Source organism: Pseudomonas sp. W17 (assembly GCF_040268305.1).
In the GTDB taxonomy this organism is placed as follows: Bacteria; Pseudomonadota; Gammaproteobacteria; order Pseudomonadales; family Pseudomonadaceae; genus Aquipseudomonas; species Aquipseudomonas protegens.
This window is the reverse complement of record NZ_CP158490.1, coordinates 6,865,096-6,890,413: the sequence shown is the minus strand read 5'-3', so window position 1 is coordinate 6,890,413 and position 25,318 is coordinate 6,865,096. Positions and strand designations below refer to the sequence as shown.

26 protein-coding genes and 2 pseudogenes are annotated in these 25,318 nt (G+C 63.4%); 17 read left to right on the top strand and 11 right to left on the bottom strand.

The features are described 5' to 3' along the window. Genes ABCR88_RS31810 through ABCR88_RS31795 form a run of 4 tightly spaced genes read right to left on the bottom strand, consistent with a single transcriptional unit; the run spans window position 1 to window position 2,990 of the window. Complete coding sequence (locus ABCR88_RS31810) at window positions 1–726, bottom strand: DUF484 family protein (protein ID WP_350403862.1); 726 nt, start codon at window positions 724–726, stop codon at window positions 1–3. Window positions 727–739: 13 nt separating this feature from the next. Continuing rightward, window positions 740–1,570 carry a diaminopimelate epimerase gene (gene dapF / locus ABCR88_RS31805; protein ID WP_011064186.1) on the bottom strand — a complete coding sequence of 277 codons (831 nt, stop codon included), beginning with the start codon at window positions 1,568–1,570 and terminating at the stop codon, window positions 740–742. Between the two features lie 4 nt (window positions 1,571–1,574). After that, complete coding sequence (gene lysA / locus ABCR88_RS31800; RefSeq protein ID WP_015637453.1) at window positions 1,575–2,822, bottom strand: diaminopimelate decarboxylase; 1,248 nt, start codon at window positions 2,820–2,822, stop codon at window positions 1,575–1,577. A 9-nt stretch (window positions 2,823–2,831) separates the two neighbouring features. Next, window positions 2,832–2,990: a lipoprotein gene (locus tag ABCR88_RS31795; protein ID WP_011064184.1), complete on the bottom strand. Its 159-nt coding sequence runs from the start codon at window positions 2,988–2,990 to the stop codon at window positions 2,832–2,834. A gap of 239 nt (window positions 2,991–3,229) precedes the next feature. Between ABCR88_RS31795 and cyaY the strand changes: the two genes are divergently transcribed. The 3 genes from cyaY to rnk all read left to right on the top strand — a co-directional run bounded on the left by cyaY (window position 3,230) and on the right by rnk (window position 4,356). Next, window positions 3,230–3,562 (top strand): iron donor protein CyaY, encoded by a 333-nt coding sequence (cyaY, locus tag ABCR88_RS31790; RefSeq protein WP_011064183.1) that lies wholly within the window; start codon window positions 3,230–3,232, stop codon window positions 3,560–3,562. Window positions 3,563–3,566: 4 nt separating this feature from the next. Further along, window positions 3,567–3,800 (top strand): DUF1289 domain-containing protein, encoded by a 234-nt coding sequence (locus ABCR88_RS31785; RefSeq protein WP_015637452.1) that lies wholly within the window; start codon window positions 3,567–3,569, stop codon window positions 3,798–3,800. A 142-nt stretch (window positions 3,801–3,942) separates the two neighbouring features. Further along, a complete protein-coding gene (gene rnk / locus ABCR88_RS31780; RefSeq protein WP_011064182.1) occupies window positions 3,943–4,356 on the top strand; it encodes a nucleoside diphosphate kinase regulator in 414 nt (137 codons plus the stop codon). Window positions 4,357–4,363: 7 nt separating this feature from the next. On the opposite strand, the gene ABCR88_RS31775 is transcribed toward rnk, so the two are convergent. The 3 genes from ABCR88_RS31775 to ABCR88_RS31765 form a co-directional block, all read right to left on the bottom strand. Beyond that, complete coding sequence (locus tag ABCR88_RS31775; RefSeq protein WP_258718071.1) at window positions 4,364–7,210, bottom strand: class I adenylate cyclase; 2,847 nt, start codon at window positions 7,208–7,210, stop codon at window positions 4,364–4,366. A gap of 169 nt (window positions 7,211–7,379) precedes the next feature. Then, window positions 7,380–7,625, bottom strand: coding sequence for a TIGR02647 family protein (locus tag ABCR88_RS31770; RefSeq protein ID WP_350403858.1), 246 nt, complete (start codon window positions 7,623–7,625; stop codon window positions 7,380–7,382). A 197-nt stretch (window positions 7,626–7,822) separates the two neighbouring features. Further along, window positions 7,823–8,104 (bottom strand): hypothetical protein, encoded by a 282-nt coding sequence (locus tag ABCR88_RS31765; protein ID WP_236186505.1) that lies wholly within the window; start codon window positions 8,102–8,104, stop codon window positions 7,823–7,825. 125 nt (window positions 8,105–8,229) lie between these two features. Between ABCR88_RS31765 and ABCR88_RS31760 the strand changes: the two genes are divergently transcribed. After that, a complete protein-coding gene (locus tag ABCR88_RS31760; RefSeq protein ID WP_011064178.1) occupies window positions 8,230–8,877 on the top strand; it encodes a glutathione S-transferase in 648 nt (215 codons plus the stop codon). Window positions 8,878–8,928: 51 nt separating this feature from the next. Here the strand turns inward: ABCR88_RS31760 and argH are convergent, their stop codons facing one another. Beyond that, on the bottom strand, window positions 8,929–10,323 hold the full coding sequence (gene argH / locus ABCR88_RS31755) for an argininosuccinate lyase (RefSeq protein WP_041120368.1): 1,395 nt from the start codon (window positions 10,321–10,323) through the stop codon (window positions 8,929–8,931). Window positions 10,324–10,542: 219 nt separating this feature from the next. Between argH and ABCR88_RS31750 the strand changes: the two are divergent. The 8 genes and pseudogenes from ABCR88_RS31750 to ABCR88_RS31715 all read left to right on the top strand — a co-directional run. Further along, a pseudogene (locus ABCR88_RS31750) lies at window positions 10,543–10,953 on the top strand (sensor histidine kinase); the annotation flags it as partial. Then, the gene (locus ABCR88_RS31745; protein WP_041120367.1) at window positions 10,950–11,696 is read left to right on the top strand and encodes a LytTR family DNA-binding domain-containing protein; all 747 of its coding nucleotides are present in this window, start codon (window positions 10,950–10,952) and stop codon (window positions 11,694–11,696) included. The pseudogene ABCR88_RS31750 and the gene ABCR88_RS31745, both read left to right, overlap by 4 nt. 126 nt (window positions 11,697–11,822) lie before the next feature. Beyond that, entirely contained in the window at window positions 11,823–12,764 is a 942-nt protein-coding gene (gene hemC, locus ABCR88_RS31740) for a hydroxymethylbilane synthase (RefSeq protein WP_236186503.1), read from the top strand. Then, entirely contained in the window at window positions 12,761–13,528 is a 768-nt protein-coding gene (locus ABCR88_RS31735) for a uroporphyrinogen-III synthase (RefSeq protein ID WP_011064174.1), read from the top strand. The genes hemC and ABCR88_RS31735 overlap by 4 nt, the downstream gene beginning before the upstream one ends. A gap of 17 nt (window positions 13,529–13,545) precedes the next feature. Further along, window positions 13,546–14,685: a uroporphyrinogen-III C-methyltransferase gene (locus ABCR88_RS31730; RefSeq protein WP_041120364.1), complete on the top strand. Its 1,140-nt coding sequence runs from the start codon at window positions 13,546–13,548 to the stop codon at window positions 14,683–14,685. After that, window positions 14,682–15,920 (top strand): heme biosynthesis protein HemY, encoded by a 1,239-nt coding sequence (locus tag ABCR88_RS31725; protein ID WP_011064172.1) that lies wholly within the window; start codon window positions 14,682–14,684, stop codon window positions 15,918–15,920. The genes ABCR88_RS31730 and ABCR88_RS31725 overlap by 4 nt, the downstream gene beginning before the upstream one ends. Before the next feature lie 153 nt (window positions 15,921–16,073). Continuing rightward, window positions 16,074–16,595, top strand: coding sequence for a disulfide bond formation protein B (locus ABCR88_RS31720; RefSeq protein WP_236186500.1), 522 nt, complete (start codon window positions 16,074–16,076; stop codon window positions 16,593–16,595). A gap of 207 nt (window positions 16,596–16,802) precedes the next feature. Continuing rightward, on the top strand, window positions 16,803–17,261 hold the full coding sequence (locus ABCR88_RS31715; RefSeq protein ID WP_011064170.1) for an Rsd/AlgQ family anti-sigma factor: 459 nt from the start codon (window positions 16,803–16,805) through the stop codon (window positions 17,259–17,261). 60 nt (window positions 17,262–17,321) lie between these two features. Here the strand turns inward: ABCR88_RS31715 and ABCR88_RS31710 are convergent, their stop codons facing one another. Beyond that, window positions 17,322–17,987 carry an FKBP-type peptidyl-prolyl cis-trans isomerase gene (locus ABCR88_RS31710; protein ID WP_015637447.1) on the bottom strand — a complete coding sequence of 222 codons (666 nt, stop codon included), beginning with the start codon at window positions 17,985–17,987 and terminating at the stop codon, window positions 17,322–17,324. Window positions 17,988–18,180: 193 nt separating this feature from the next. Here ABCR88_RS31710 and ABCR88_RS31705 point away from each other — a divergent pair, with 193 nt between their 5' ends. After that, a complete protein-coding gene (locus ABCR88_RS31705) occupies window positions 18,181–19,305 on the top strand; it encodes an AlgP family protein (RefSeq protein ID WP_081007171.1) in 1,125 nt (374 codons plus the stop codon). On the opposite strand, the gene ABCR88_RS31700 is transcribed toward ABCR88_RS31705, so the two are convergent. Further along, entirely contained in the window at window positions 19,302–19,766 is a 465-nt protein-coding gene (locus ABCR88_RS31700; protein WP_011064167.1) for a TIGR02444 family protein, read from the bottom strand. The two genes, ABCR88_RS31705 and ABCR88_RS31700, sit on opposite strands and share 4 nt — an antisense overlap. Window positions 19,767–19,816: 50 nt before the next feature. On the opposite strand from ABCR88_RS31700, the gene ABCR88_RS31695 reads away from it, so the two are divergent. The 3 genes from ABCR88_RS31695 to ABCR88_RS31685 all read left to right on the top strand — a co-directional run bounded on the left by ABCR88_RS31695 (window position 19,817) and on the right by ABCR88_RS31685 (window position 23,049). Beyond that, complete coding sequence (locus tag ABCR88_RS31695; protein ID WP_011064166.1) at window positions 19,817–21,727, top strand: ATP-binding cassette domain-containing protein; 1,911 nt, start codon at window positions 19,817–19,819, stop codon at window positions 21,725–21,727. Beyond that, entirely contained in the window at window positions 21,727–22,308 is a 582-nt protein-coding gene (locus tag ABCR88_RS31690; protein ID WP_011064165.1) for a mechanosensitive ion channel family protein, read from the top strand. Before ABCR88_RS31695 ends, ABCR88_RS31690 begins: the two co-directional genes overlap by 1 nt. 108 nt (window positions 22,309–22,416) lie before the next feature. Next, entirely contained in the window at window positions 22,417–23,049 is a 633-nt protein-coding gene (locus tag ABCR88_RS31685) for a LysE family transporter (RefSeq protein WP_011064164.1), read from the top strand. A 57-nt stretch (window positions 23,050–23,106) separates the two neighbouring features. Here ABCR88_RS31685 and ABCR88_RS31680 read toward each other — a convergent pair. Further along, window positions 23,107–23,238, bottom strand: a pseudogene (locus tag ABCR88_RS31680) (penicillin-binding protein activator LpoB); the annotation flags it as partial. Window positions 23,239–23,375: 137 nt separating this feature from the next. On the opposite strand from ABCR88_RS31680, the gene ABCR88_RS31675 reads away from it, so the two are divergent. Next, window positions 23,376–25,274: a cytochrome c/FTR1 family iron permease gene (locus ABCR88_RS31675; RefSeq protein ID WP_041120360.1), complete on the top strand. Its 1,899-nt coding sequence runs from the start codon at window positions 23,376–23,378 to the stop codon at window positions 25,272–25,274. Window positions 25,275–25,318 lie beyond the last annotated feature (44 nt).

The window sequence follows — 25,318 nt, the reverse complement described above, 5'->3', positions numbered from 1 at the left end:
TCAGCGTACCGAGCGCAGCGAGTGGGTGAAGCGCGGCAGAACGCGGCCGGTGACTTCAGCGATGTAGTTGAGGAACAGGGTGCCCACCGAGCTCTTGTAGTGCTGCGGATCACGGCTGGCGATCGCCAGTACGCCATGCATGCCCTGATGCGCCAGGGCCACCACAGCGGTAGAACCGATCTGTTTGCGCTGCTCTTCGCCGAAAAGGAAATCCAGCTCGTGTTCGCGCAGGCTGCCGCTGACGCTCTTGCCTTCGGACAACAGGCCGCCGATGGCGCCCTGGGCTTCGGCGGCGGAGACCCAGCGACCCACCGGCATGGCGCTGTCGCTGAACAGGATCAGGCTGACGAAGGGCACCTGGAAATCCTGGCGCAGGCTGTCTTCGACGCTCATCACCACTTCTTCCAGGCTGGTGGCGTCCATCAGCGCGAGGATCAGGCGGCGGGTCTTGTCGAACAGCCGGTCGTTGTCCCGGGCCACGTCCATCAGCTGCGACAGGCGATGGCGCATCTCGATGTTGCGCTCGCGCAGGATCTTCATCTGCCGCTCCACCAGCGATACGGTGTCGCCGCGCTGATGGGGAATGCGCAAGGCCGGGAGCAGTTCATCGTGTTCGACGAAGAAGTCCGGATGGGCCTCCAGGTAGGCGGCGACGGCTGCCGCCTCCAGGTTTTCGGACGGTGATTGGTCGGGCGTTTCGGCAGGAACCTGCGGCTGATCAGTCATGGATTTCGCTCACTTAAAGACGCACCTGTCCTTCGTATACGCGCACTGCCGGGCCGGTCATCATCACCGGTTGGCCAGGGCCTGCCCATTCAATGGACAGGCGCCCGCCCGGCAGGTCGATCAATAGGGGCGAATCCATCCACCCCTGGCTGATCGCGGCCACAGCAGCAGCGCAGGCACCGGTGCCGCAGGCCTGGGTTTCCCCGGCGCCGCGTTCCCAGACCCGCAGTTGCGCGCGCTGGCGGTCCAGGACCTGGAGAAAACCGACGTTGACCCGCGCCGGGAAGCGCGGGTGGTGTTCGATCTTCGGACCCAGCTCGTGCACCGGCGCGCTGTTGATGTCATCCACCCGCAACACGGCGTGGGGGTTGCCCATGGACACCGCGGCCAACTGCACCTGGCGGCCATCGACGTCCAGGGTGTAGCTGTCGGCCTGGGCCGGCGCCTGGAACGGAATGTCCGCCGGTACCAGGCGCGGCGCGCCCATGTTGACGCTGATCTGGCCGTCGTTGCGGATATCCAGCTCGATCACGCCGCTCTTGGTCTCGACGCGGATCTGGCGCTTGGTGGTCAGGCGCTTGTCCAGCACGAAGCGGGCAAAGCAGCGTGCACCATTGCCGCACTGTTCCACTTCGGAGCCGTCGGAGTTGAAGATCCGGTAGCGGAAATCCACATCCGGGTTGCTCGGGGCCTCGACGATCAGCAACTGATCGAAGCCAATCCCGGTATTGCGATCACCCCATTGTTTGGCGTGCTTGGGCAGAATATGCGCGTGCTGGCTGACCAGGTCGAGAACCATGAAGTCATTGCCCAGGCCGTGCATCTTGGTAAAACGCAGCAGCATGGTCTTACTCCGGCAGCAGGCTTTCGCCAGCGAATAACTCGGCTACCGTCTCGCGGCGACGTACTTCAACAGCCTGGTCACCATCGACCAGTACTTCTGCGGCACGGCCGCGGGTGTTGTAGTTCGAGCTCATGACGAAACCATAGGCACCAGCGGAATGCACCGCCAGCAGGTCACCCTCGGCCAGGGCCAGGGTGCGTTCCTTGGCGAGGAAGTCGCCAGTTTCACAGATCGGGCCGACGATGTCGTAGGTACGGGGTTCGGTATCTCGCGGGCGCACGGCGCTGACATCCATCCAGGCCTGGTACAGCGCCGGGCGGATCAGGTCGTTCATGGCGCCGTCGACGATGGCGAAATCCTTGTGTTCGGTGTGCTTGAGGTATTCGACCCGGGTCAGCAGGACGCCGGCGTTGGCCACGATGAAGCGGCCCGGTTCGAATACCAGGGCCAGGTCGCGACCGTCCAGGCGCTCGCGCACGGCCTTGACGTAGTCGGCGGCCAGCGGTGGCTCTTCGTCGCGATAGCGCACGCCCAGGCCGCCACCCAGATCGATGTGGCGCAGGTAGATGCCGCATTCACCGAGGCGGTCCACCAGGTCCAGCAGGCGGTCGAGGGCGTCGATAAAGGGTTCCAGGGTGGTCAGTTGCGAGCCGATATGGCAGTCGACACCGACGATTTCCAGGTTCGGCAGCTGCGCGGCGCGGATGTACACATCCTCGGCGGTGGCAATGTCGATGCCGAACTTGTTTTCCTTGAGCCCGGTGGAGATATAGGGGTGAGTGCCGGCATCCACGTCCGGATTGACCCGCAGCGAGACCGGTGCACGAACGCCCAGCTCGGCCGCTACCAGCTGCAGGCGCTCCAGCTCCTCGGCGGACTCGACGTTGAAGCAGTGGACGCCGACTTCCAGGGCACGACGCATGTCGTCACGGGTCTTGCCAACACCGGAGAAGACAATCTTGTCGGCTTGCCCGCCCGCAGCCAGGACCCGCTCCAGCTCGCCCCGGGAGACGATGTCGAAACCGGCGCCCAGGCGCGCCAGGACATTCAGTACGCCCAGGTTGGAGTTGGCTTTTACCGCGAAGCAAACCAGGTGCGGCATGCCGGACAGGGCCTGGGCATAGGCCTGGTACTGGGCTTCGATGTGCGCACGGGAATAGACGTAGGTGGGCGTACCGAAACGTTCGGCAATGGCGGACAGGGCTACGCCTTCCGCGAACAGCTCCCCGTCGCGGTAGTTAAAAGCGTCCATGGTTTGCCCTTAGTAGGTGTCGTGCTTGTGCGACTGCGATTGCGACTTCGCCTGCTCTTCAGGGGATTTGCTGTCATCAGGCAGGTACAGCGGGCCTTTCTGGCCGCAGGCGGTAACGAGGCAAGCAACCGCGACGAGCGCAGCAAGGGAAGAGATCAGGCGCTTCATGGCGAAATCCTTGAGAATGCGTAAATTGCGCCCGAGTATACCGGCCACCCGGCAGCTTGCCTATGCAGCGTAACTCCCGTCCAGCGGGCCTTTGCCAAGGCCCGGCCGGTGGCTTTGGTCGGGCGGTCGTGCAATGGGCGTCGCATTTATTTCCTCGTTCGGTATCCTTTGCATTCGCCGGGGAGCGCCCGTATCTTGCGGCGCTTGAGCGTGAGTAGACACTTTTCGAGGTTCCCGCAATGAGTTTGACCGAAGCCCGTTTTCACGACCTGGTGGATGCCACCCAGCAGACGCTGGAGGATATTTTCGATGAGAGCGACCTGGACATCGACCTGGAAAGCTCGGCCGGGGTGCTCACCGTCAAGTTCGACAACGGCAGCCAGGTGATCTTCAGTCGCCAGGAGCCTTTGCGCCAACTCTGGCTGGCCGCGCGTTCGGGTGGTTTCCACTTCGACTACGACGAGGAAAGCGAGCGCTGGATGTGCGACAAGAGCGAAGAGCAGTTGGGGGAAATGCTGGAACGCATTGTCCTGGAGCAGGCCGACATCAAGCTCGAGTTCGAAGGGCTCTGATACCGTGACCCAGCCCGCCCCGGCCCGACCGCCCAAGCCGCTCTACAGCAACGTCAGCCCGGCGGTGAGTTCACCGTGCATCAGCCTTTGTCGCCTCGATGAGGAGAAGGTCTGTCGCGGCTGTTTTCGCCATGTGGAGGATATCCGTGAATGGCGTTCGGCCGATGATCAGCGCCGGCGAGTGATCTGCGCCCAGGCGCTGCAGCGCAAACAGAGTGCGGCGGCAGGCGAGATTTAGCTTCGTACTCGTACGGTTTGTTTATTCAGTGTGCTGTGATAGTGTCCAGCTTCGCCTCGCTACATCGAGGCCGGTGAGAACCCCGTCTTATTTGGCGGGGTTTTGCTTTTTTGTGCAGAAAAAATAGGAGTCAGCCAGGATCATGAGTACTGCACCATCCATCATCCTTACCCGCCTTGACGTGCAACGTCTGGAGCGCCTGATCGACAGTCTGGACGACTCGCTGCCAGGTGTCATTGCACTGCAAACCGAGTTGGATCGTGCCGAAACGCTGGTGGGTCACGATGAAGTACCGGCCGGTGTCGTAACCATGAATTCGCGTGTGCATTGCCGTGAAGAAAGCAGCGGCAAGGACTACCACCTGACCCTGGTGTATCCACAGGACGCCAACGCCGACGAAGGCAAGATTTCCATCCTGGCACCGGTGGGCAGCGCTCTGCTGGGCCTGCAGGTAGGCCAGTACATCGACTGGCCGGCTCCGGGTGGCAAGACCTTGAAGCTGACCCTGCTGGAAGTTGAATACCAGCCGGAAGCCGCAGGCGACTACCACCTCTGATCCTTGGCTAGACCTGCTCGAGCGCGTCGTTCAGTGCGCGCTCCAGGCTGGCCTTGTAGCGCAGATACAGGATGCTCGGGCTTTGCACGTCACCGAGCAGCCCTGAAAGATCCAGGTCAGTGATGTAGCAGCGATAGCGCTCTGTTTCATGGCGCTGCCCGACGATTTCCTGGGCCACCGCGGCGAACAGTTGATCGCCATATTCCAGATCGGAAAACTCCCGTTGATTGCAGTACAGCGAGACCTGCACCTGGCCCGGTGCGGCCTTGCCGATGATCGCCTGTACGTCATAGAAGGCTTTGTCCACCGGCGTCGGTGGGGCTGGCCGCGGCTCTACCCGACGTGCGCGGCCCGTGCCTGAGGGCAGAATCTGCAAGTAGAGTGTGTCCAAAGGTTTCTCGGGCTGGTTGCTGTCCATCGGCAGCAGCGCCTCGCGGCGGTAGAGAATCGACTGCAGGAAGCGCTGCAGGGGCACCAGCAGGCTGTGTTCGTCGTGATAGGGCAGGGTCTGCTGCCACAGCGCGTTGTACTCATCGAGCACGTAAAGCTCCGCGTACTCGTCGATGATCCGATAGAACACCTGGATGCAGTCCGGCTGGCCCATGGGCAGGATCAGCGCCAGGTCGTGGTCTTCCAGGGCCATCGGGTCAAGGTGCAGTGGGCTGTAGCGGCTCTGCTCCTGCCCCAGGTACTCCAGCAATGCGGCAGGGGTTGCCATGGCCCGGTGCCGAACCTGCCCGGGCACCAGTTCAAGCACGTGGTAGTGCTGCTGCACCTGGATCAGGTAGCGGTAGTTGAGCTGGCTGAGCAACAGGTTGTGCGCGGTTTCGAACAGTTCTTCCACCCGGCGGGCAATGAATTGCGCGCGGTTGTGACAGAAGCAGCGTACCCGCAGCCGCGGCTGCGTGCCGCCCGGCAGATTGTTCAGGTAGTCCCGCAGACAGTCGAGCAGCGCATGCTCGGCGTCGTAGCGGCCGACCATTACCTCGTTCCAGCTATTGAGGGTGACCTGATCCAGGGTCAGCACCAGATTCTCGCGTACCCCGGCATAGCTCAGGGAGTCGGTGCGCTCGGTGGTCATCAGAATGTTCAGGTCGCGGTGGTGCTTGAGGGGGTCGACCCCGACGTTCACCAGGATCAGCACTTCGCAGGGCACGGCGGCGTGCAGCAATTGTTCCTCGCTGACCGTCGTCAAAGGCAGTGGCACGGTCTGCTGCAGGCTGCCCAGCAGGTTGAACAGTTCGAATTCGCTCAGGTCGCTGCTGCCCGGGTGCAGGGCCAGGCGGGTACTGCTGTCGATCACGCCGTTGCGATGGCACCAGGTAAGCAGCTCCAGCAGCTCGCGACTGCGCTTGATCGGGGCGAAATGCTCCCACTCCAGGGCGGTCAGGCTGCCGTTGTACAGCCCCCAATGGTTCTGTCCGGGTTCCTTCTTGTTCGGCGACTGCACCAGGGTCAGGGTGTCTTCAGCCAGGTCCGGGGCAATGCCGGGGTTGATGAACTCGATCTTCCCGGCCTTGCGCTCGAAGGCCGCGTACAGGCGCCGGCCCAGGACATTCAGGTCACGCTTGTTGATCAGGCTGGCGGCCTGCTCGGTGCGGGCGAACTGGGTCAGGAAGCGATAGCTGTAGTTGAGCTCGTTGACCAGGGCCCGGCGCTCGCTGCTGACCTGGCGCACCTTCCACTGGCTGCGGCTGTCCAGCAAGGCCAGTTGGCGTTGGTCCCAGCCCCATTCACTGGCCAGGCGCTCCAGTAGAGCGCGCTGCCAGTTCGGGCTGCGGGTGGTGTTGCCGACGGTAAGCTTGCGGTTGACCTTGAGGTACAGGCTGCGCCGTACCAGCTCCAGGCGCTCCGGCTCGCCGCGAGCCTTGAGGTATTCCTCGATGCGCCGGTAGACCACGATGTAGGGGTCCAGCTCATCCAGGTCCAGACGGTTGGCAAACACCGCCTGCTTGAAGCGCAGGCTCAGACACTGGACCTTGGGATGCTCGCTGGCATAGACCTCGATCAGCAGCAGCTTGAGTACGGACTTGTAGGGCGACTCGATGCCCTTGAACAGTTGCCAGAGCCCGGCGCCGATGAACTCGCCGGGCGGAATGCGTGCCATGTGGCCCAGGTCGAGGTTTTCCTCGGCGGGGACAAAGCGCTTGGACAGCAGGGTGTCGATGTACTGTTCGTAACGGCGTTCTTCGTACACCGGTACCAGCCACCACAACGGCGTGCGCCCGGCCAGCCAGATCGCGGTGCGGTAGAACTCGTCCAGCAGCAGGTAGTGCTGGGTGGTTCCGCAGTCGTCCGAACTCAGCTGAGTGTCCCGCTCCCCGCGGACAAAGCGGTTGGGGTCGATCAGGAAAAAATGAGCTTCAGCACCCTGGCCGGCCGCCCAGGTCTCCAGCAATTGGCACTTCTTCTGCAACTCGGCCAGCTCGTTTTCGCCCAGATCCGGCGCATGGCACACCCACACGTCCATGTCGCTCTGGTCTGCCTGGGCCAGGGTCCCCAGGCTGCCCATGAGAAACAGGCCATGAATCGGCCGTGGCGGGTTGCCGTGGCGCGGCTTGTAGGAAAACGATCGGGTCAGGCGCTGGGCTTCGGCCAGGGCCTGGGGGTCGGGTTCGTAGCAGGAAAGCCCCGCCGGGGTGGCTCCGGATACATAGCCGGGCAACAACGGGTGATTGACGTGAAAGAACAGCGGCAGCAGGTTGAGGACCAACTGCTGGCGTGTCGACAGCCCTTCCATTGCCCGGGCCATGCGCCCTTCATTGAGTTTCAGGAAACGCGCGCGCAGTTGGCTGAGAACCTTGCGATCGATTCCTTCATCCAGATCGGGACGGATTTCATGGGTATGGGGCATTTCAAGCGGAGCTCGAACGTGGCGGTATTGAAGACGGCGAGCAGTTTACCGTCAGACAGGGCTCAGCCTTAAACTGATTTTATTTTTTGACGCCAGATTTCTAGCGTATTCAGAAGGAGGCGCCTACGGAATCCGACAGACGGGAACCCCGCAGGCCGATGCAGGTTGTTCAGGCGACTTCTTTGACGTTCAGGATGGTCAGCAGGCCCTGGGCATGTTCAGCGGCGTCCCGCCCGAGGCTGGTCAGATAGCCTCCATCGGGTTGGGTGATTAGTTCTTTGTCAAACAGGCGTTGGGCGGCGGCGATGGCAGAAGGGGCGGCGGTCTGATGGATTTTCAGGCCTTCCTGGAAGTTGTCCAGGTTGAAGAGTGCAAGGATTTCCAGTTCGGCAACCAACTCAGGGGTATACGACATAAGGACTCCAGACTTTCTAGGAATTAGAGGTCAGCGTTCTTAAGGTGAACGCAGAAAGGCGGCGTGTCCAGCGTTCGCTGAGGAGTTTTATCCCCGGGTGCAGCGGTATTTGGCCGCAGGGTGGTGGCAGTGTAGTCGGGGCGCGAGGCACGGGCGGGAAAGAGTGCCGGAGCCTGGGCTCCGGCAGTGCGGTGTCACTACTTTTCGGGAGGCAGTTCCGGCAGGGCGCGAAGGGCGGCTTCGTACCATTGGGTGTCGAAGGCGCGGTCCTGTTCGAGGATCGCGTCGATCTCGATCGCCAGTACATGGGCCATCAGATTGAGGATTTCCTCGCGCTCGTAGCCCACCAGGGTGAGCTTGTTGAACGTGGCCTTGGCCGCTGGTGGGTTGTCGCTTTCGATCTGGTTCTCGATCGCTTCGATCAGGGTATTTTCGGCGAACTCTTCTTCGTCGGTGTCGATATCGGTTGGCTCGCTCATGGCAGGCTCCTCAAGGAAAGGTCGCCAGTTTACTCGTATTCAGCGGCTCGATGCTGCTGGCCAGAGTGGGATTAACCTTCTATAAAAACCCCCTGCCAACCCCTGCACGGCCTGGAGGCTACGGGATGTTCAAGCTCTATGGGTTCGCCATCAGCAACTACTACAACATGGTCAAGCTGGCCTTGCTGGAGAAGGGGCTGCCTTTCGAAGAGGTGCTGTTCTACGCCGGCCAGAGCCCCGAGGCGCTGGCTATCAGCCCTCGGGGCAAGGTTCCGGTACTGGAGGTGGAACAGGGCTTCATCAGCGAAACCAGTGCGATTCTCGATTACCTGGAGCAGGTGCGGCCGGCGCCGGCGCTGCTGCCGAAGGACGCGTTCGAACGTGCCCAGGTGCTGGCACTGGCCAAGGAGATCGAACTGTACATAGAGCTGCCGGCCCGGGCCTGTTTCCCCGAAGCGTTCTTCGGCGCGACCCTGCCCGAGGCGATCAAGGAGAAGGCCGGGATCGAATTGCTACAAGGCTTTGCCGCATTGCGCCGGCATGCCCGGTTCGCCCCTTATGTAGCGGGCGCCAGCCTGAGTGTGGCGGACCTGTATTTTCAGTACAGCGTGAACCTTGCCCTGATAGTCGGGGACAAGTTGTTCGGAATCGATTTTTTGGCCGAGATGCCCGAGGCCCGGGCCTTGCTCGAGCGCCTGGAGCAGACCCCCAACGCTCGGCGCATCGCCGCTGACAAGGCGGCACTGATGGCCGCCAGAAGGTCAGGGCGCTAGGAGCCTGCTCGCACCGGCAGAGGATGCCGGTGTGGGCAGGCTCGCAAGGGCTTAGCGGCTGGCCAGCAGGGCCTGGCCGCGGGCCACTGCCGCCCGGACCTGGGCCGGTGCGGTGCCGCCGATGTGGTTACGGGCATTCACCGAGCCTTCCAGGGTCAGCACGGCGAACACGTCCTGTTCGATTTGGTCGCTGAACTTGCGCAGCTCTTCCAGGCTCATTTCCGCCAGGTCCTTGCCGGTTTCCACACCGTACTTCACCGCATGGCCGACGATTTCGTGACAGTCGCGGAACGGCAGGCCACGGCGTACCAGGTAGTCCGCCAGGTCAGTGGCGGTGGAAAAACCGCGCAGGGCCGCCTCGCGCATGATGGCGTGCTTGGGCTTGATGGCCGGGATCATGTCGGCGAAGGCCCGCAGCGAGTCGCGCAAGGTGTCGGCGGCGTCGAACAGCGGTTCCTTGTCTTCCTGGTTGTCCTTGTTGTAGGCCAGGGGCTGGCCTTTCATCAGGGTCAACAGCCCCATCAGCGCGCCGAATACCCGGCCGCTCTTGCCCCGTACCAGTTCTGGCACGTCGGGGTTTTTCTTTTGCGGCATGATCGAGCTGCCGGTGCAGAAGCGGTCCGGCAGGTCGATGAATTGGAATTGCGCGCTGGTCCACAGCACCAGCTCTTCGGAAAACCGCGACAGGTGCATCATCGCCACGCTGGCGGCGGCGCAGAATTCAATGGCGAAGTCCCGGTCCGAAACGCTGTCCAGGGAGTTGCCGCCCACGGCTTCGAAGCCCAGCAACTGGCAGGTCAGCTCGCGGTCGATCGGGTAGGTGGTGCCGGCCAGCGCGGCGCTGCCCAGGGGCATGCGGTTGGTGCGCTTGCGGCAGTCCACCAGGCGCTCGTAGTCACGGCTGAGCATCTCGAACCAGGCCAGCATATGGTGGCCGAAGGTCACCGGTTGGGCGGTCTGCAAGTGGGTGAAGCCCGGCATGATGCTCTCGGCTTCACGCTCGGCCAGCTCCAGCAGGCCTTTTTGCAGGCGGGTGATTTCACCGAGGATCAGGTCGATCTCGTCCCGCAGCCACAGGCGGATGTCGGTGGCCACCTGGTCGTTGCGGCTGCGGCCGGTGTGCAGTTTCTTGCCGGTGATGCCGATGCGGTCGGTCAGGCGCGCTTCGATGTTCATGTGCACGTCTTCGAGGTCCACGCGCCAGTCGAAATGGCCAGCCTCGATCTCGCCCTGGATGGTCTTCAGGCCGTCGATGATGCTGTCGCGCTCGGCATCGGTGAGCACGCCGACCTTGGCCAGCATGGTGGCGTGGGCGATGGAGCCCATGATGTCATGGCGATACAGGCGCTGGTCGAAAGTGACAGAGGCGGTGAAGCGGGCGACGAAGGCGTCGACGGGTTCACTGAAGCGGCCGCCCCAGGACTGATTGGTCTTGTCAGTGCTCATGAATTCGCTCGTGATCTGCTGAAGGAAGATGGCGTGAAAAACAGGCGCCGATAATAACAGGGTTGCCCGGGCTGTCGCTGGCGCTGGTCGGCAGCTTTTTTCTGCGCCGGACACCTGGGCGGCTTGTCGCCGGCCTCGGGGGCGCAGAGACTGAGGTCGGCGCAGTCGAAGGTGCTTCCTGCGAGGTGAGCGCCTTGAGTGCGGAAGGTGATATCGGTCAAACGATATTTATCGATTGAGCAATATCGTCTTGGCAACCGTCTACAGTTGGACAGGAGGACCGGCACAATTGCGTAACACCCCTCGCGTGTTCGCGGTGGCCCCCTCCAGCAAGTTCACATCGCGCAGGGCCAGGCAATCCGTCCACTAAACGAGACGGGTGCGGGCAGGGTGGGCGGCGACCACAATCACGAGGGGGGCTTTGTGTTGAATACCAGCATTCCCTGCGACGTCGTCGCGCATCAGCCGACCTTGAGCGGTATCGGGCAGGCACGGGCAAATATTGGTGCCCGACTTGCGGCACTTTTTGGCCTTCGCACTAGTCTTAGCGTGGATCGCGGTGACGGACGTCACTCCACCTGTCTACGCTATCCTTGTGCGAGACTCACGCAGGAATCCAGCGCAATATGAATGTCCTGATCGTTGATGACGAACCCCTAGCCCGCGAGCGCCTGAGCCGGATGGTCAGTGAGCTCGAGGGATACAGTGTCCTGGAGCCCAGCGCCACCAATGGCGAAGAGGCGTTGAGCCTGATCGACAGCCTGAAGCCGGATATCGTCTTGCTCGACGTCCGCATGCCAGGGCTGGACGGTCTGCAGGTCGCCGGCAAGCTGTGCGAGCGCGAGACGCCTCCGGCGCTGGTGTTCTGCGCTGCGCCGGACGAATTCGCCCTGGAGGCCTTCGATACCAGCGGCGTCGTTCACCTGGTCAAGCCAGTGCGCTCCGAGCTGTTGCTGGAGGCCTTGAAAAAGGCCGAGAAGCCCAACCGTGTACAACTGGCGGCACTGACCCGGCCCGCGGCCGAAAGCGGTAACGGCCCGCGCAGCCATATCAGCGCCCGTACGCGCAAAGGCATCGAGCTCATCCCCCTGGCCCAGGTGGTGTATTTCATCGCCGACCATAAATACGTGACCCTGCGCCACGAGGGCGGCGAGGTGCTTCTGGATGAGCCCCTGAAGGCTCTGGAAGATGAATTCGGTGACCGCTTTGTGCGTATCCACCGCAATGCGCTGGTGGCCCGCGAGCGTATCGAGCGTCTGCAGCGCACACCGTTGGGGCACTTCCAGTTGTACCTCAAGGGCCTCAATGGCGATGCGCTGATTGTCAGCCGGCGGCATGTGGCGGGCGTGCGCAAGATGATGCAACAGCTCTAGGCCAGGGTTTGACCCCTGCAATGGGTGAAGCCTGGCGTCGGGAGGAGGCTAGGTTTCTGATACAAGTCAAAGCTGATTTGGTTGAGCTGTTATTATCTGCCGTATCTATTCAGTACGGATTGATCCATGTCCTCTCGCGAAATCCGCATCGCTACCCGCAAAAGTGCTCTGGCCTTGTGGCAGGCCGAATACGTCAAAGCCCGTCTGCAAGAGGCCCATCCGGGTCTTGTCGTGACCCTGGTGCCCATGGTCAGCCGCGGCGACAAACTATTGGACTCGCCCTTGTCGAAAATCGGTGGCAAGGGTCTGTTCGTCAAGGAACTGGAAACCGCGCTGCTGGAAAACCAGGCCGATATCGCCGTGCACTCGATGAAAGATGTGCCCATGGACTTCCCGGAAGGCCTGGGTCTGTTCTGCATCTGCGAGCGCGAAGACCCGCGTGATGCCTTTGTTTCCAACACCTACGCCAGCCTCGACGAGTTGCCTGAAGGCAGCGTGGTGGGCACCTCCAGCCTGCGCCGTCAGGCTCAGTTACTGACCCGTCGCCCCGACCTGCAGATCCGTTTTCTGCGGGGCAACGTCAATACCCGTCTGGCCAAGCTGGACGCCGGCGAATACGACGCCATCATCCTCGCGGCCGCTGGCCTGATCCGCCTCGGATTCGAGGATCGCATCAGCTCCTCCATCAGTGTCGACGACAGCCTGCCCGCCGGTGGCCAGGGCGCCGTCGGCATCGAGTGCCGCAGTGCCGATATTGAAATCCACGCCTTGCTGGCCCCCCTGCATCACGCCGACACGGCCAGCCGGGTAACCGCCGAGCGCGCACTGAACAAGCACCTCAACGGTGGTTGCCAGGTGCCGATTGCCTGCTATGCGGTGCTGGAAGGCGAGCAGATCTGGCTGCGCGGCCTGGTGGGCGAGCCTAGCGGCGGCCTGCTGCTCAGCGCCGAAGCTCGTGGCCCTCGCGCATCGGCCGCCCAACTGGGTGTGCAAGTGGCAGATGCCCTGCTGGCCCAGGGCGCCGATGACATTCTGCGCGCGGTCTACGGCGAGGCGGGCGAGGAGTGACTGGCTGGCGCCTGCTGCTCACTCGGCCGGCCGAGGACTGCGCCGCGCTGGCGGCGATCCTGGCGCAGTCCGAGATCTTGAGCAGCAGCCTGCCATTGCTGGAAATCCAGGCGTTGCCGGTCAGTGACTCGCAGCGGGCTACCCTGCTGGCATTCGACCAGTACTGTGCGGTGATCGTGGTCAGCAAGCCGGCGGCGCATCTTGGCCTGGAGCTGTTGCGCCAGTATTGGCCGCAACCACCAGACCAGGCCTGGTTCACCGTAGGCGCCGCTACCGCGCAGATCCTTGCGGATGCCGGCTTGCCAGTGGCCTATCCCCAGCAGGGCGATGACAGTGAAGCCTTGCTTGAACTTCCCCAATTGCGCGAGGCTATCCGCCGGCCTGATCCACGGGTGTTGATCGTGCGCGGGGAGGGTGGGCGCGAGCTGCTCTCTGAGCGCTTGCGCGCCCTAGGTGCTAGTGTCGATTATCTGGAACTCTACCGCCGCTGCCTGCCGCACTACGCCGAAGGCGCGTTGCTCCAGCGGATTGAAGTGGAACGCTTGAACGGGCTGGTGGTCAGCAGTGGACAAGGTTTCAGCCACTTGCGGCAGCTGGCGGGGCCCGCCTGGCCGCAACTGGCGAAGATGCCGTTGTTTGTTCCAAGCCCCCGGGTCGCCGACATGGCGCACGCCGCAGGGGCGGAAAAAGTTGTGGATTGTCGCGGCGCCAGTGCCGCGGCTTTGCTAACGGCGTTACGGGAGCAACCCGTGCCCGTTCTCTAAACGCAAAGGATGGATACGTGAGCGAAACAGCCTTGCCTAAAGATGAAGCCCAGCCGGTGCCCGAGACACCTGCTGAACCCACGAAACCCACCGTTGAGCGTCGTGGCAACGGGTTGGCAATTCTGGCCCTGCTGCTGGGGGCGGCGGGCGTCGCCGTTGGTGGCTGGGGGATCTGGCAGGTGCGCCACCTGCAAGCCAATAACCAGCAGCAGTTCAGTCAGTTGCAGGCCCTGGGGGATCAGGCCCAGAGTCTCAAACTCAGCGAACAGCGCTTGAGTGAACGCCTGGAACAACTGCCCGCGGCCGATGAGCTGGAAGACCGGCGGCGTCTGGTGGCCCAGTTGCAGGCTGACCAGCAGCGCCTGAACCAGCGCCTGGAAACCGTACTGGGCGCTAGCCGCAAGGACTGGCGCCTGGCGGAGGCCGAGCACCTGTTGCGCTTGGCCAGCCTGCGTCTTTCGGCGCTGCAGGACATCAGCAGCGCTAGGGCACTGGTCCAGGGCGCCGACGATATCCTGCGGGAACAAAACGATCCGGGAGCCTTCGCAGCCCGCGAGCAGTTGGCCAAGAGCCTGGCGGCCCTGCGCAGCACCGAGCAGCCGGACCGCACCGGGCTGTTCCTGCAACTGGGGGCCTTGCGTGACCAGGTGCTGGAACTGAGCGCCGTGGCTCCGGAGTACAAGGACCGCGGTGAATCGCTGCTCGGCCTGACAGCCGATGGTGACGGCGCCAGCCGCTGGGCCCAGTGGTGGGATCAGATCTCGCGCTATTTCCGCATCGACTTCAACGCCGACAAGAACATCCGTCCCTTGCTGGCCGGTCAGGGCCTGACCCAAGTGCGCCTGGCCCTGAGCCTGGCGCTGGAGCAGGCGCAGTGGGCTGCCCTGAACGGCCAGGCCGCGGTCTATACCCAGGCGTTGACCGAAGCCCGCGACGTGCTCACCGGCAACTTCAATCAGGACAACCCGCAAAGCAAGATCATGCTCGAGCGCCTGGCCGAGCTGAGCAAGCAGCCGGTGACGGTCGTCACCCCGGACCTGGCCAAGACCCTGAGTACGGTCCAGGCCTACCTGGAGCGGCGTAACCTGAATGTCGAAGAGTCGGTCAAGCCTCTGGCCAAACCTGCGGCGAACAACGCCCAGGAGACGAGCCCATGAAGCGTACCTATGTGATCGTCCTGCTGGTCATTGCGGCCATCGGCCTGCTGGGTCTGGCCATTGCCGAGCATCCCGGGTACGTACTGATCGCCTACAGCAACTTCCGTTACGAATCGAGCCTGTGGGCAACCCTGGCCCTGGTGGCGCTGGTCTGGCTGGTGGTCTGGGGCATCAAGCTGCTGATCGAACTGGTGATGGTGTCCGGTGGTGTGGTCAATCCCTGGTCACGGCGCAATCGCAGCCGCCGGGTGCAGATCGCCATCGAGCAGGGTCAGATGGACCTCGCCGAAGGGCGCTGGGCCAGCGCGCAGAAGCACCTGCAGCGTGCCGCCGAGGCCGAGCGCCAGCCACTGCTCTACTACCTCGGCGCTGCCCGGGCGGCCAACGAGCAGGGCCACTATGAAGAATGCGACCGGTTGCTGGAGCGGGCGCTGACCCGCCAGCCCCAGGCAGAGCTGGCCGTGGCCCTGAGCCACGCCCAACTGCAGACGGATCGCGGCGATACCGAGGGAGCCCTGAGCACCCTGCAGGCCATGCATGAGCGCCATCCCCATAGCGTTCAGGTGTTGCGCCAGTTGCAGCGCCTGCATCAGCAGCGCGGCGACTGGTCGGCCCTGATCCGTCTGTTGCCCGAGTTGCGCAAGGACAAGGCGCTGCCGGCCAGCGAATTGCAGGAACTGGAGCGTCGGGCCTGGGGTGAAAACCTGTCCCTGGCCGCGCGTCGTGAAGAAGATGAGGTTGCCGGCCTGCAATCTCTCAATCGTGCCTGGCAACAGTTGACCTCGGCACAGCGCCAGGAGCCGCAGTTGGTGCTGGCCTATGCCGAACAACTGCGTCAACTGGGCGCGGGGGCCGAGGCGGAAGAGGCCCTGCGCACGGCAATCAAGCGCAAGTACGAAAGCCACCTGGCACGGCTCTATGGCCTGGTGCGTGGCAGCGATCCGTCGCGTCAGTTGCAGACCGCTGAGCACTGGCTGAAAGAGCATGCGGATGATCCGAGCCTGCTGCTGACCCTAGGCCGCCTGTGCCTGCAGAACAGCCTGTGGGGCAAGGCCCGGGACTATCTGGAAAGCAGCCTGCGCTTGCAACGCAACCCCGAAGCCTGTGCGGAGCTGGCACGCCTGCTGGCTCAGCTGGGGGATACCGAGCGCAGTAACCAACTGTTCCAGGAAGGTCTGGGCATGCTCGATGAGCGCCTGCTGGCCTCACCGCTGCCGGTCCCGGTGCGGGCCTGAGGTGTCCCGGGGCCGGTTGCCTGTTTCAGGCAACCGGCCCTTTTGCTGTTGTACCTGCGGCGCTGTTGTCGATCAGTTGCGACATAGCGCTTCTTGAAAGCAGCGAGCGCTTTCTCTACCGTGGCTGCCTGTTTCTCCCGTTACGGATATCTCATGTCGCTGGCCGGCTCCCGCTTGCTGTTCTCCCTGGTGTTCCTGGTGGGGGCCTTGGCCTCGTGGGCGGCGTTCAACCTGCAAACGGGTGGCGGCCTCGAGTCCTGTTCGCTGTGGGGCGTGCAGCGCCTGCTGTTGCTGGCATTGGGTGGGGTCAATCTGCTGGCCGTGATCCAGGGGCCTGGGCGCGTGGGGCGGGCGGTCTACTGGGGGCTCAACCTGCTGTTGGGCCTGCTGGGGGTGGTCAGCGCGGGACGCCATGTGCTGTTGCAGAACATTCCCTCCGAACAGTTGCTGGCCTGCCTGCCGGACATGTCCTTCATGCTCCGCCAGCTGTCCTGGTGGCAGGCGTTGAAGCTGACTTTCATGGGCACCTCCGATTGCGCTGAGGTCACCTGGACCCTGCTGGACATGAGCTTGCCGGAGTGGAGCCTGCTGTTTTTCGTGATCATGCTGATCTTTAGCGGCTACCGCCTGTGGCGTCAGCTACGGGGCGTGCGCAAGGCCGTGGCGTTGCCCTGAGTCAGTGTTTGGCAGGAGGGCGGGGATTAAACGCTTGTATGAACTTTATCTCCTGCGTACCTTGATGCTGTAGTCGAGCGGGCATAATCTGGCCCGCACCTGTCACTGGAATTATGTTGCTCGATGCTGTTGTGCCTGACCGGATCCAGAGTCTCCAGAAAGGAGCGGCGGGCAAGCGGCATGACCCATAAGGGAAGAGAGATCACCATGCTCGAAAGTTGTCAGAATGCTCAGGAACGCTGGGGTGGAGTGCATCTGCTGATCGACCGCTGGTTGCAGGAGCGTCACGAACTGGTTCGAGCCTATGATGCGCTGGGCGCGGAGCCCGAGGCACTGAGTGAGAGCAAGAAGCCGCTGCAGGAATTCTGCGGGATCCTGGTGGACTACGTTTCCGCCGGCCATTTTGAAATCTACGAACAGCTGACCAGCGAAGCCAAGGCGTTTGGCGACAAGCGCGGGCTGGAGTTGGCCGACACCCTCTACCCACGCATCGACGTGATCACCGAAAAGCTTCTGGCGTTCAATGACCTGTGCGACGCCGGCCAGTGCGTGGCGCAGAAGTTCAAGGAACTCGGTGGCCTGCTGCACGAACGCTTCGAGCTGGAAGACTGTCTGATCGAAGTGCTGCACAACGCCCACAAGCAGGAAGCTGTGGCTCAGGCCTGAGAACAGGAACCTACCAGGAAAAACGGCACGCCTCGGCGTGCCGTTTTTCGTTGTGGCGCTTCAGCCAGCGACACCGAGCAATTCGATGTCGAACACCAGTGGGGTGTAGGGCGCGATCAGGTCCCCGGCGCCTTCGGTGCCATAGGCCTGGTTCGACGGGATTACCAGGCGCCACCGGGCTCCGGTGGGCATCTGCGACAGTGCGCTACGCCAGCCGGCGATCACGCTGTCGAGGCGGAACCATTGCGGCTGCTGGGTCTGATCGAACACGGTGCCGTCTGGCAGGCGCCCGGTGTAGCGCACCTGGACCGAGCCGTTGGGGCTGGCCTTGTTGCCGCTGCCAGGGCTCAACTCGGTCAGCAGGATGCCGTCTGCCAGTTGGCGGACCCCGGGCTTGGCCTTTTCTTCATCGAGAAAGCGCTGTTCGTTTTTCAGCGCGATCTCTGTCTGAGACTTGGCCGACTGTTCGCTGATCTGTGCGTCGTGCTCGGCAAGGATCTGTTCGATGCGTTCGCTTTTCAGCGCCAGAGGCTTGCCTTGATAGGCGGCCCTCAAGCCTTCGACCAGGGCCTGGATCTGCAGGTCGGGCACCTCATCGCGCAGGCGCTCACCGAGGCTTGCCCCCAGGCTGTAGGCAAGATCGTGAGCGTTGTTGGATGGTGCTTCGGCAGCCGCCTGAGCCAGTGGCAAGAACAGGCTCAAGGATAAAAACAGGTAACGCGACATGGGCACTCTCCGGCCTGAGTTGCGGTGGATTATGCCAGCGACAAAGCGCTCGTTGGTGAGCAACTTCGATGGGGGCGAAGAACATTTTCGTTCGGCTGCAACGCCAGGCTTTCGATACTGTCAACATGCCCTAGCGGCGGTAGCAGCAGAGGTCTAGTATGAGCCGCAACTCACGTCAGCCAGGAGGTAAACCATGTCGGCCAATAAGAAGCCTGTAAATACTCCGTTGCATTTGCTCCAACAGCTGTCGGGCAGCTTGCTCGAACATTTGGAAAACGCTTGTTCCCAAGCCTTGGCTGATGCTGAAAAACTGCTCGCCAAGCTGGAAAAACAACGGGGCAAGGCGCAGGAAAAACTGCACAAATCGCGCACCAAACTGCAGGACGCTGCGGCGGCCGGCAAGGCCAAGGCACAAGCCAAGGCGAAGACCGCGGTCAAGGAACTCGAAGATTTGCTGGACGCCCTGAAAGAGCGTCAGGCACAAACCCGCAGCTACATTCTGCAACTCAAGCGCGATGCCCAGGAAAGCCTGAAACTGGCTCAAGGCGTGGGTCGTGTGAAGGAAGCGGTAGGCAAGGCATTGAGCTCTCGTGATGCCAAGCCGGCAGCGGTAGCAGCTAAAAAACCAGCGGCCAAGCCTGCTGCCAAGGCACCGGCCAAACCTGTTGCCAAGCCGGCGGCGAAAAAGCCTGTTGCTGCCAGTGCAGCCAAGCCCGCCGCGGCCAAAACCGCAGCCGCCAAGCCTGCTGCCAAACCAGCGGCCAAGCCTGTTGCCGGCAAAGCGGCGGCTGCCAAACCGGTAGCTGCCAAGCCAGCCGCCAAGCCCGCTGCGAAGCCTGCGACCAAAGCCGCTGCGGCCAAGCCAGCTGCTAAACCTGCCGCCAAGCCCGTAGCCGCCAAGCCAGCAGCGAAACCTGCTGCCACCAAGACCGCTGCGGCTAAACCGGCTGCCGCCAAACCGGCCGCTAAACCAGCAGCGAAACCCGCCGCTGCAAAAGCTCCGGCCAAACCCGCGAGCAAACCTGCAGCTGCCAAGCCAGCCGCGGCATCGGCGGCCAAGCCTGCCGCCAAGCCTGCTGCCGCCAAACCCGCAGCAAAACCCGCTGCCAAGCCGGCCGCGAAAAAGCCTGCTGCCAAGCCCGCAGCCGCCAAGCCTGCTGTAGCCAAGCCAACTGCTCCAGTTGCCAAACCTGCAGCTCCCGCGCCCGCAGCGGCCAAGCCTGCAACTCCTGCTCCGGCTGCCTCGCCGGCACCAGCTGCAAGTGCACCTGCTGTTCCTGCGTCGGCTCCAGCCAGCAACCCTTCCAGCGCTTCCTAAGCGCCGGCCACCGCGATGCGCAGTACCTGCAGCGCATTGCGGTTCCGGACGGCGGCTTCGGCCGCCAGTCCTTCCAGCCAGTCATTCAGGCTCCGGGCCTGAGCTTCGGGCCACTTTCGTGCCCCTTCCTGCAGACGCAGCAGCAACTGCCGTTCGGCATCCAGCTCCAGGGCCTTGAGTTGTTCGCGCAAGGTGCTCAGTTGCACGTCGCTGGCCGCGGCGGCTCGCCACTCAATCCGCAGTTTGCGCAGGGGTTCGACCACCTCCTGATACCAGGGCGCAGCCAACTCTTCGAGCGCTTGCAGGCGCTGCTTATCGCAGTCGACCCCCCTTTGGCCAAGCCAGGCGCCACAGAGCAGCAGACAGACATTGGCCCCGCCATCCTGCAGCTGCAGGCAGGCCTCCTGCACACCGGGCAGGGCGTAGGTCTTCAGGGCAAAGCTCCACAGGTCAGGGGACATATTGCTACTCGCGCCAGTTGCTAACGAAGCTGGTAGACTCCGCCGCCATTATGATTCGACTTCAGAACCTGACTTTACAGCGTGGCCCGCAACGTCTGCTAGAAGACGCCGAGCTAACCCTGCACGCCGGCCAGAAAGCCGGCCTGATCGGTGCCAACGGCGCCGGCAAATCCAGCCTCTTTGCCTTGCTGCGCGGTGAGCTGCACCCGGACTCGGGTGACTGCTTCCTGCCGGCCGACTGGCGCATCGCCCACATGCGCCAGGAGGTCGATACCCTCGAGCGCCTGGCGGTGGACTATGTGCTCGACGGCGACTTGCGCCTGCGCCAGGTGCAGCGTGACCTGGCCGCTGCAGAAGCGGCCCAGGACGGCGCCGCGCAAGCGCGCTTGCATGCCGAGCTGGACAGCGCCGACGGTTACACCGCCGACGCGCGGGCGCGCAAGCTGCTGGCTGGCCTGGGTTTCACCAACGAGCAGATGGACCGTCAGGTCGGCGACTTCTCCGGGGGCTGGCGGATGCGCCTGAACCTGGCGCAGGCGCTGATGTGTCCCTCGGACCTGCTGCTGCTCGACGAACCTACCAACCACTTGGATCTCGACGCCATCATCTGGCTCGAAGAGTGGCTCAAGGGTTACCCCGGCACCTTGCTCCTGATCTCTCACGACCGGGACTTCCTTGATGCCGTGGTCGATCACGTGGCCCACGTCGACCAGCGCAAGATCACCCTCTATCGCGGTGGCTACAGCGCCTTCGAACGCGCCCGTGCCGAGCGTCTGGCCCAGCAGCAGCAAGCCTACGAGAAGCAGCAGGCGCAGCGCGCGCACATGGAAAGCTACATCGCCCGCTTCAAGGCCCAGGCCACCAAGGCCCGGCAGGCACAGAGCCGGATCAAGGCCCTGGAGCGCATGGAGGAGCTGTCGGCGGCACACGTCGATTCGCCCTTCGATTTCACCTTCCGTGAGTCGACGAAGATCTCCAGCCCGCTGATCGACCTCTCCGATGCCCGCCTGGGCTATGGCGAGCGTGCGGTCCTGGAGAAGGTCAAGCTGCAGCTGACTCCGGGCGCGCGGATCGGCCTGCTGGGGCCCAACGGCGCCGGCAAGTCGACCCTGATCAAGAACCTCTCCGGCGAACTCCAGCCGCTGTCCGGGCGCCTGACCCGGGGCGAGAACACCGTTGTCGGTTACTTCGCCCAGCATCAGCTCGATTCCCTGGACTCCAAGGCCAGCCCCTTGCTGCATCTGCAGCGCCTGGCGCCCACCGAGCGCGAGCAGACCCTGCGCGACTTCCTCGGCGGTTTCGACTTCCGCGGCGCACGGATCGACGAGCCGGTGCTGAACTTCTCCGGCGGTGAAAAAGCCCGTTTGGCCCTGGCCCTGATCGCCTGGGAGCGGCCCAACCTGTTGCTGCTCGACGAACCCACCAACCACCTGGACCTGGAGATGCGCCTGGCCCTGACCATGGCCCTGCAAGAGTTCAGTGGTGCGGTGCTGGTGGTCTCCCACGATCGCCATCTGCTCAAGAGCACCACCGACAACTTCTTCCTGGTGGCCGACGGCAAGGTCGAAGAGTTCGACGGCGACCTGGACGACTACACCCGTTGGCTGGTGGATTACCGCCAGCGCAATGCCCCGGTCAGCAACACACCGGTGAACCCGGACAAGACCGACAAGAAGGCCCAGCGCCAGGCCGCCGCGGCGTTGCGTCAGCAACTGGCACCGCACAAGCGCGAGGCCGACAAGCTGGAAGCCGAGTTGGGCAAGGTGCATGAGCGCCTGGCCAAGATCGAGGCCAGCCTGGGCGACAGCGGTTTGTACGAGGCTGCGCGCAAGGATGAGTTGCGGGATCTGCTGGCCGAGCAGGCCAAGCTCAAGACCCGTGAGTCCGAGCTGGAAGAAGCCTGGATGGAGGCCCTGGAACTGCTGGAAAGCATGCAGGCCGAGCTGGAGGCGCTGTCCTGATGGAGGCGCTGCAATTACCGTTGCCGGCCCAGTGGATCGGCCCGTTGTGGATTGGCGTGCAGATCCTGCTGATCCTCCTGGCGGGCTACCTGGCCCAGCGCTTCGTGGCCCGTGGCCTGACCCGCCTGGGCGAGCGCTACCCGTTCCCGCCGCAGTTGTTGATGCCCCTGCGGGGCGGCCTGCGCTGGCTGATCATGGGCAGCGCGGTGATCTTCGTGCTGGAGCGGCTGGGGGTTTCCGCCACGGTGCTGTGGACCGCCCTTTCAGGCTTCGTCGCCGTGGCGGCGGTGGCCTTCTTCGCCATGTGGAGCGTGCTCTCCAACCTGCTCTGCGCGATCCTGATCTTCACGGTTGGTCCGTTCCGCCTGGGTGACGTGGTGGAGCTGGTGGACACCGTCGACAAGCCTGGGGTCAAGGGCCGGGTCGTGGCGATCAACCTGCTGTACACCACCCTGATCGAAGCCGAGGAAGCCGGCACCGGCAGCGCCATGGTCCAGGTGCCCAACAGCCTGTTCTTCCAGCGCTCGGTGCGCCGCTGGCGTGGCACTGATGTGCTGCCCGTGGGCAGCGGCGAAAAGTAACCCCTTCCTCTGTAGCCGTTGCATCACCTTTGGGCGAAAAAAATATGGTCAGCCGCCAAGCGGAGGATTAGCTTAGGCAGTCACGACCAATTCGATCCGAGGTGTGCGATGGTGCTTGAGACATGGCTGGCGTTCTTTGCCGCCAGTTGGGTAATCAGTCTTTCTCCGGGCGCCGGCGCCATTGCGTCGATGTCCTGCGGCCTGCAATACGGTTTCTGGCGCGGCTACTGGAACGCCCTGGGGCTGCAACTGGGCCTGGCCATGCAGATTGCCATTGTCGCGGCCGGTGTCGGGGCCATTCTCGCGGCCTCTGCCACTGCCTTCTATGCCATCAAGTGGTTCGGTGTCGCCTACCTGGTGTACCTGGCGGTCAAGCAGTGGCGCGCGCTGCCCAGCGACCTCAGTGATGACGCCGCCATTCGCCCCATCGGCAAACCCCTGGCCCTGGTGTTTCGCGGTTTCCTGGTAAACATCAGCAACCCCAAGGCGCTGGTGTTCATGCTGGCGGTGTTGCCGCAGTTCATCGACCCCCATGCCCCCCTGGTCAAGCAGTACCTGATTCTCGGCGCCACCATGATCGTGGTCGACCTGATCGTCATGGCCGGCTATACGGGGCTGGCGTCCAAGGTCCTGCGCCTGTTGCGCACCCCGGTCCAGCAGCGGCGGATGAACCGCACCTTCGCCGGCCTGTTCCTCGGCGCTGCGGGTTTTCTGGCAACTATCCGCAAAGCGGCGGCCTAGGTTTGCAGGAACAAGAAAAGGCGACCCACCGGGTCGCCTTTTTCGTTTGCGTGCGGTTTAGCGCAGGATCACTGGCGCCGTGTCCGGCGGCTGGTTGTTGCGCATCGGCGCTTGGCGCGGTTGCTCGCAGCTGTCACGACCCAACTGCCGGGTGACGTCTTCGCCCAGGGGCTTGGACACTTTGCGCACGCAGGGGAGCGGGTGCTAGCTGGGCGTGAGGCTGGTGGCCTGTGAGCGAAGATGTTTCAGCGGGGCTGATAAGCCTTGAGTGAAACTCGTTGGGAGGGAACAATATGTTACTTCTTATTTCCCTTTGAGATTTATTCATGATTGCCCCTTCCCGTTTACTGGCGTTGCTAGTGTTGCCGGTGCTGGCGCTTTTCAGCTTCAACCTGCTGGCCGATACCGTCGACGGCGCGCCCAAGGCCCTGCATCTGCTGGATTACATTGGCGCGGACTATCCCGCCACGGTCGAGGGGGGCAAGGTCATTGACGAGTCCGAGTACCGTGAGCAGGTGGAGTTTCTCGGCGTCCTGCAGGGGTTGATCGCCGATCTTCCGGCCAAACCGGAAAAGGCTGAACTGGAGCAAGGCGTTGTCAACCTGCGCAAAGCGGTGGATGACCGCGTCGATGGCAATCAGGTAGCTCGCCAGGCGCGGCAGATGGGGGCCCGGCTGGCGGTAGCCTATGAGGTCAGCCAGGCGCCGATCATCACCCCGGATCCGACCCGTGGCGCGCCGTTGTACGCCCAGCACTGCTCGGTGTGCCATGGCGAGCAGGGCGCCGGCGATGGTCCGGCGGGCGTGGGCATGACCCCACCACCGGCCAACCTGCGGGATGCCGAACGTCTCGATCGCCTGAGCCTGTATGCCATCTACAACACCCTGGGGTTGGGCGTGGAAGGCACCGACATGCCGTCCTTCGCTGATCAACTGGATGATCGCCAGCGTTGGGACCTGGCCACCTACATCGCCAGTTTCAGCGCCGACCCTGCGGCCGCCAAGGGCGAGCAGAGCTTCAATCTGGCCGACCTGGCCCGGCAGACACCGGGTGAAGTACTGGCCGCCCAGGGCCCTCAGGCAGCAGCGACTTTCCGCGCCCAGCGGGCCCAGCCGCCTCAGGTCAAGCGGGGGCCGGCGCAGTTGCTGGACTACACCGCATCGACCCTGGACAAGAGCCTGGCGGCCTATCGCAGCGGTGATCACGAACAGGCCTACGATCTGTCGGTAGCGGCGTACCTGGAAGGTTTCGAGCTGGTAGAAAGCTCCCTGGACAACGTCGATGCCAACGTCCGCAAAGACACCGAAAAGGCCCTGATGGCCTACCGGCAGTCGTTGCAGGACGGTTTGCCGGTGGCCCAGGCCGAGCAGCGTCTGGACGCGGCCAAGGCCAAGCTCAAGGAGTCCGCCGAGCTTCTGGGCGGCGACAGCCTGAGCTGGTCTCTGAGCTTTATTTCCGGCCTGCTGATCCTGCTGCGCGAAGGCCTGGAAGCGATCCTGGTGCTGGCGGCCATCCTCGCCTTCCTGCGTAATACCGGCCAGCAATCGGCGGTGCGCAGTGTCAACGTCGGCTGGGGACTGGCCTTGCTGGCCGGCCTGGGTACCTGGGCCTTGGCGGCCTACGTGATCGATGTCAGCGGTTCCCAGCGTGAACTGCTCGAAGGCGCCACCGCGCTGTTCGCCAGTGTCATGGTGCTGTGGCTCGGGGTGTGGATGCATGACCGCCGGCATGCGGCGGCCTGGCAGGACTACATCAAGAGCAGCCTGGTGGGCGGCGGCGGGCGTTTCGGCTTTGCGGTGCTGGCGTTCTTCTCGGTCTATCGCGAGCTGTTCGAAGTGATCCTGTTCTACGAAACCCTGTGGCTGCAGGCCGGCCCTGCCGGGCACAACGCGGTACTGGCCGGTGGCGCCACCGCCCTGGTGCTGCTGGTGGGGCTGGCCTGGGTGATCCTGCGGGGCTCGGCCAAGCTGCCCCTGGCGCTGTTCTTCGGCATCAACGCGGCACTGCTCTGCGCCTTGTCGGTGGTGTTCGCCGGGCACGGCGTCAAGGCGTTGCAGGAAGCGGGTATCTTCGGTACGCGGCCAGTGCCGTTCTTCGACTTCGACTGGCTGGGTATTCATGCCGACGCCTACTCGCTGGGTGCCCAGGCGGTGGCGATCCTGGCGATCGTGGTGCTCTACAGCCGCAGCCGCATGAGTGAGAAGCGCCGCGTGCAGGCTTCCTGAGCCGGCGTAGTTGATTGCGGGCAAGCCCGCTCCTGAAGGGGCGG

Bases quoted from the DNA above. Each gene is read 5' to 3' on its own strand.
- ABCR88_RS31810 (WP_350403862.1), bottom strand. From the start codon at position 726: ATGACTGATCAGCCGCAGGTTCCTGCCGAAACGCCCGACCAATCACCG.
- dapF (WP_011064186.1), bottom strand. From the start codon at position 1,570: ATGCTGCTGCGTTTTACCAAGATGCACGGCCTGGGCAATGACTTCATG.
- lysA (WP_015637453.1), bottom strand. From the start codon at position 2,822: ATGGACGCTTTTAACTACCGCGACGGGGAGCTGTTCGCGGAAGGCGTA.
- ABCR88_RS31795 (WP_011064184.1), bottom strand. From the start codon at position 2,990: ATGAAGCGCCTGATCTCTTCCCTTGCTGCGCTCGTCGCGGTTGCTTGC.
- cyaY (WP_011064183.1), top strand. From the start codon at position 3,230: ATGAGTTTGACCGAAGCCCGTTTTCACGACCTGGTGGATGCCACCCAG.
- rnk (WP_011064182.1), top strand. From the start codon at position 3,943: ATGAGTACTGCACCATCCATCATCCTTACCCGCCTTGACGTGCAACGT.
- ABCR88_RS31775 (WP_258718071.1), bottom strand. From the start codon at position 7,210: ATGCCCCATACCCATGAAATCCGTCCCGATCTGGATGAAGGAATCGAT.
- ABCR88_RS31770 (WP_350403858.1), bottom strand. From the start codon at position 7,625: ATGTCGTATACCCCTGAGTTGGTTGCCGAACTGGAAATCCTTGCACTC.
- ABCR88_RS31765 (WP_236186505.1), bottom strand. From the start codon at position 8,104: ATGAGCGAGCCAACCGATATCGACACCGACGAAGAAGAGTTCGCCGAA.
- ABCR88_RS31760 (WP_011064178.1), top strand. From the start codon at position 8,230: ATGTTCAAGCTCTATGGGTTCGCCATCAGCAACTACTACAACATGGTC.
- argH (WP_041120368.1), bottom strand. From the start codon at position 10,323: ATGAGCACTGACAAGACCAATCAGTCCTGGGGCGGCCGCTTCAGTGAA.
- ABCR88_RS31745 (WP_041120367.1), top strand. From the start codon at position 10,950: ATGAATGTCCTGATCGTTGATGACGAACCCCTAGCCCGCGAGCGCCTG.
- hemC (WP_236186503.1), top strand. From the start codon at position 11,823: ATGTCCTCTCGCGAAATCCGCATCGCTACCCGCAAAAGTGCTCTGGCC.
- ABCR88_RS31725 (WP_011064172.1), top strand. From the start codon at position 14,682: ATGAAGCGTACCTATGTGATCGTCCTGCTGGTCATTGCGGCCATCGGC.
- ABCR88_RS31720 (WP_236186500.1), top strand. From the start codon at position 16,074: ATGTCGCTGGCCGGCTCCCGCTTGCTGTTCTCCCTGGTGTTCCTGGTG.
- ABCR88_RS31715 (WP_011064170.1), top strand. From the start codon at position 16,803: ATGCTCGAAAGTTGTCAGAATGCTCAGGAACGCTGGGGTGGAGTGCAT.
- ABCR88_RS31710 (WP_015637447.1), bottom strand. From the start codon at position 17,987: ATGTCGCGTTACCTGTTTTTATCCTTGAGCCTGTTCTTGCCACTGGCT.
- ABCR88_RS31705 (WP_081007171.1), top strand. From the start codon at position 18,181: ATGTCGGCCAATAAGAAGCCTGTAAATACTCCGTTGCATTTGCTCCAA.
- ABCR88_RS31700 (WP_011064167.1), bottom strand. From the start codon at position 19,766: ATGTCCCCTGACCTGTGGAGCTTTGCCCTGAAGACCTACGCCCTGCCC.
- ABCR88_RS31695 (WP_011064166.1), top strand. From the start codon at position 19,817: ATGATTCGACTTCAGAACCTGACTTTACAGCGTGGCCCGCAACGTCTG.
- ABCR88_RS31690 (WP_011064165.1), top strand. From the start codon at position 21,727: ATGGAGGCGCTGCAATTACCGTTGCCGGCCCAGTGGATCGGCCCGTTG.
- ABCR88_RS31685 (WP_011064164.1), top strand. From the start codon at position 22,417: ATGGTGCTTGAGACATGGCTGGCGTTCTTTGCCGCCAGTTGGGTAATC.
- ABCR88_RS31675 (WP_041120360.1), top strand. From the start codon at position 23,376: ATGATTGCCCCTTCCCGTTTACTGGCGTTGCTAGTGTTGCCGGTGCTG.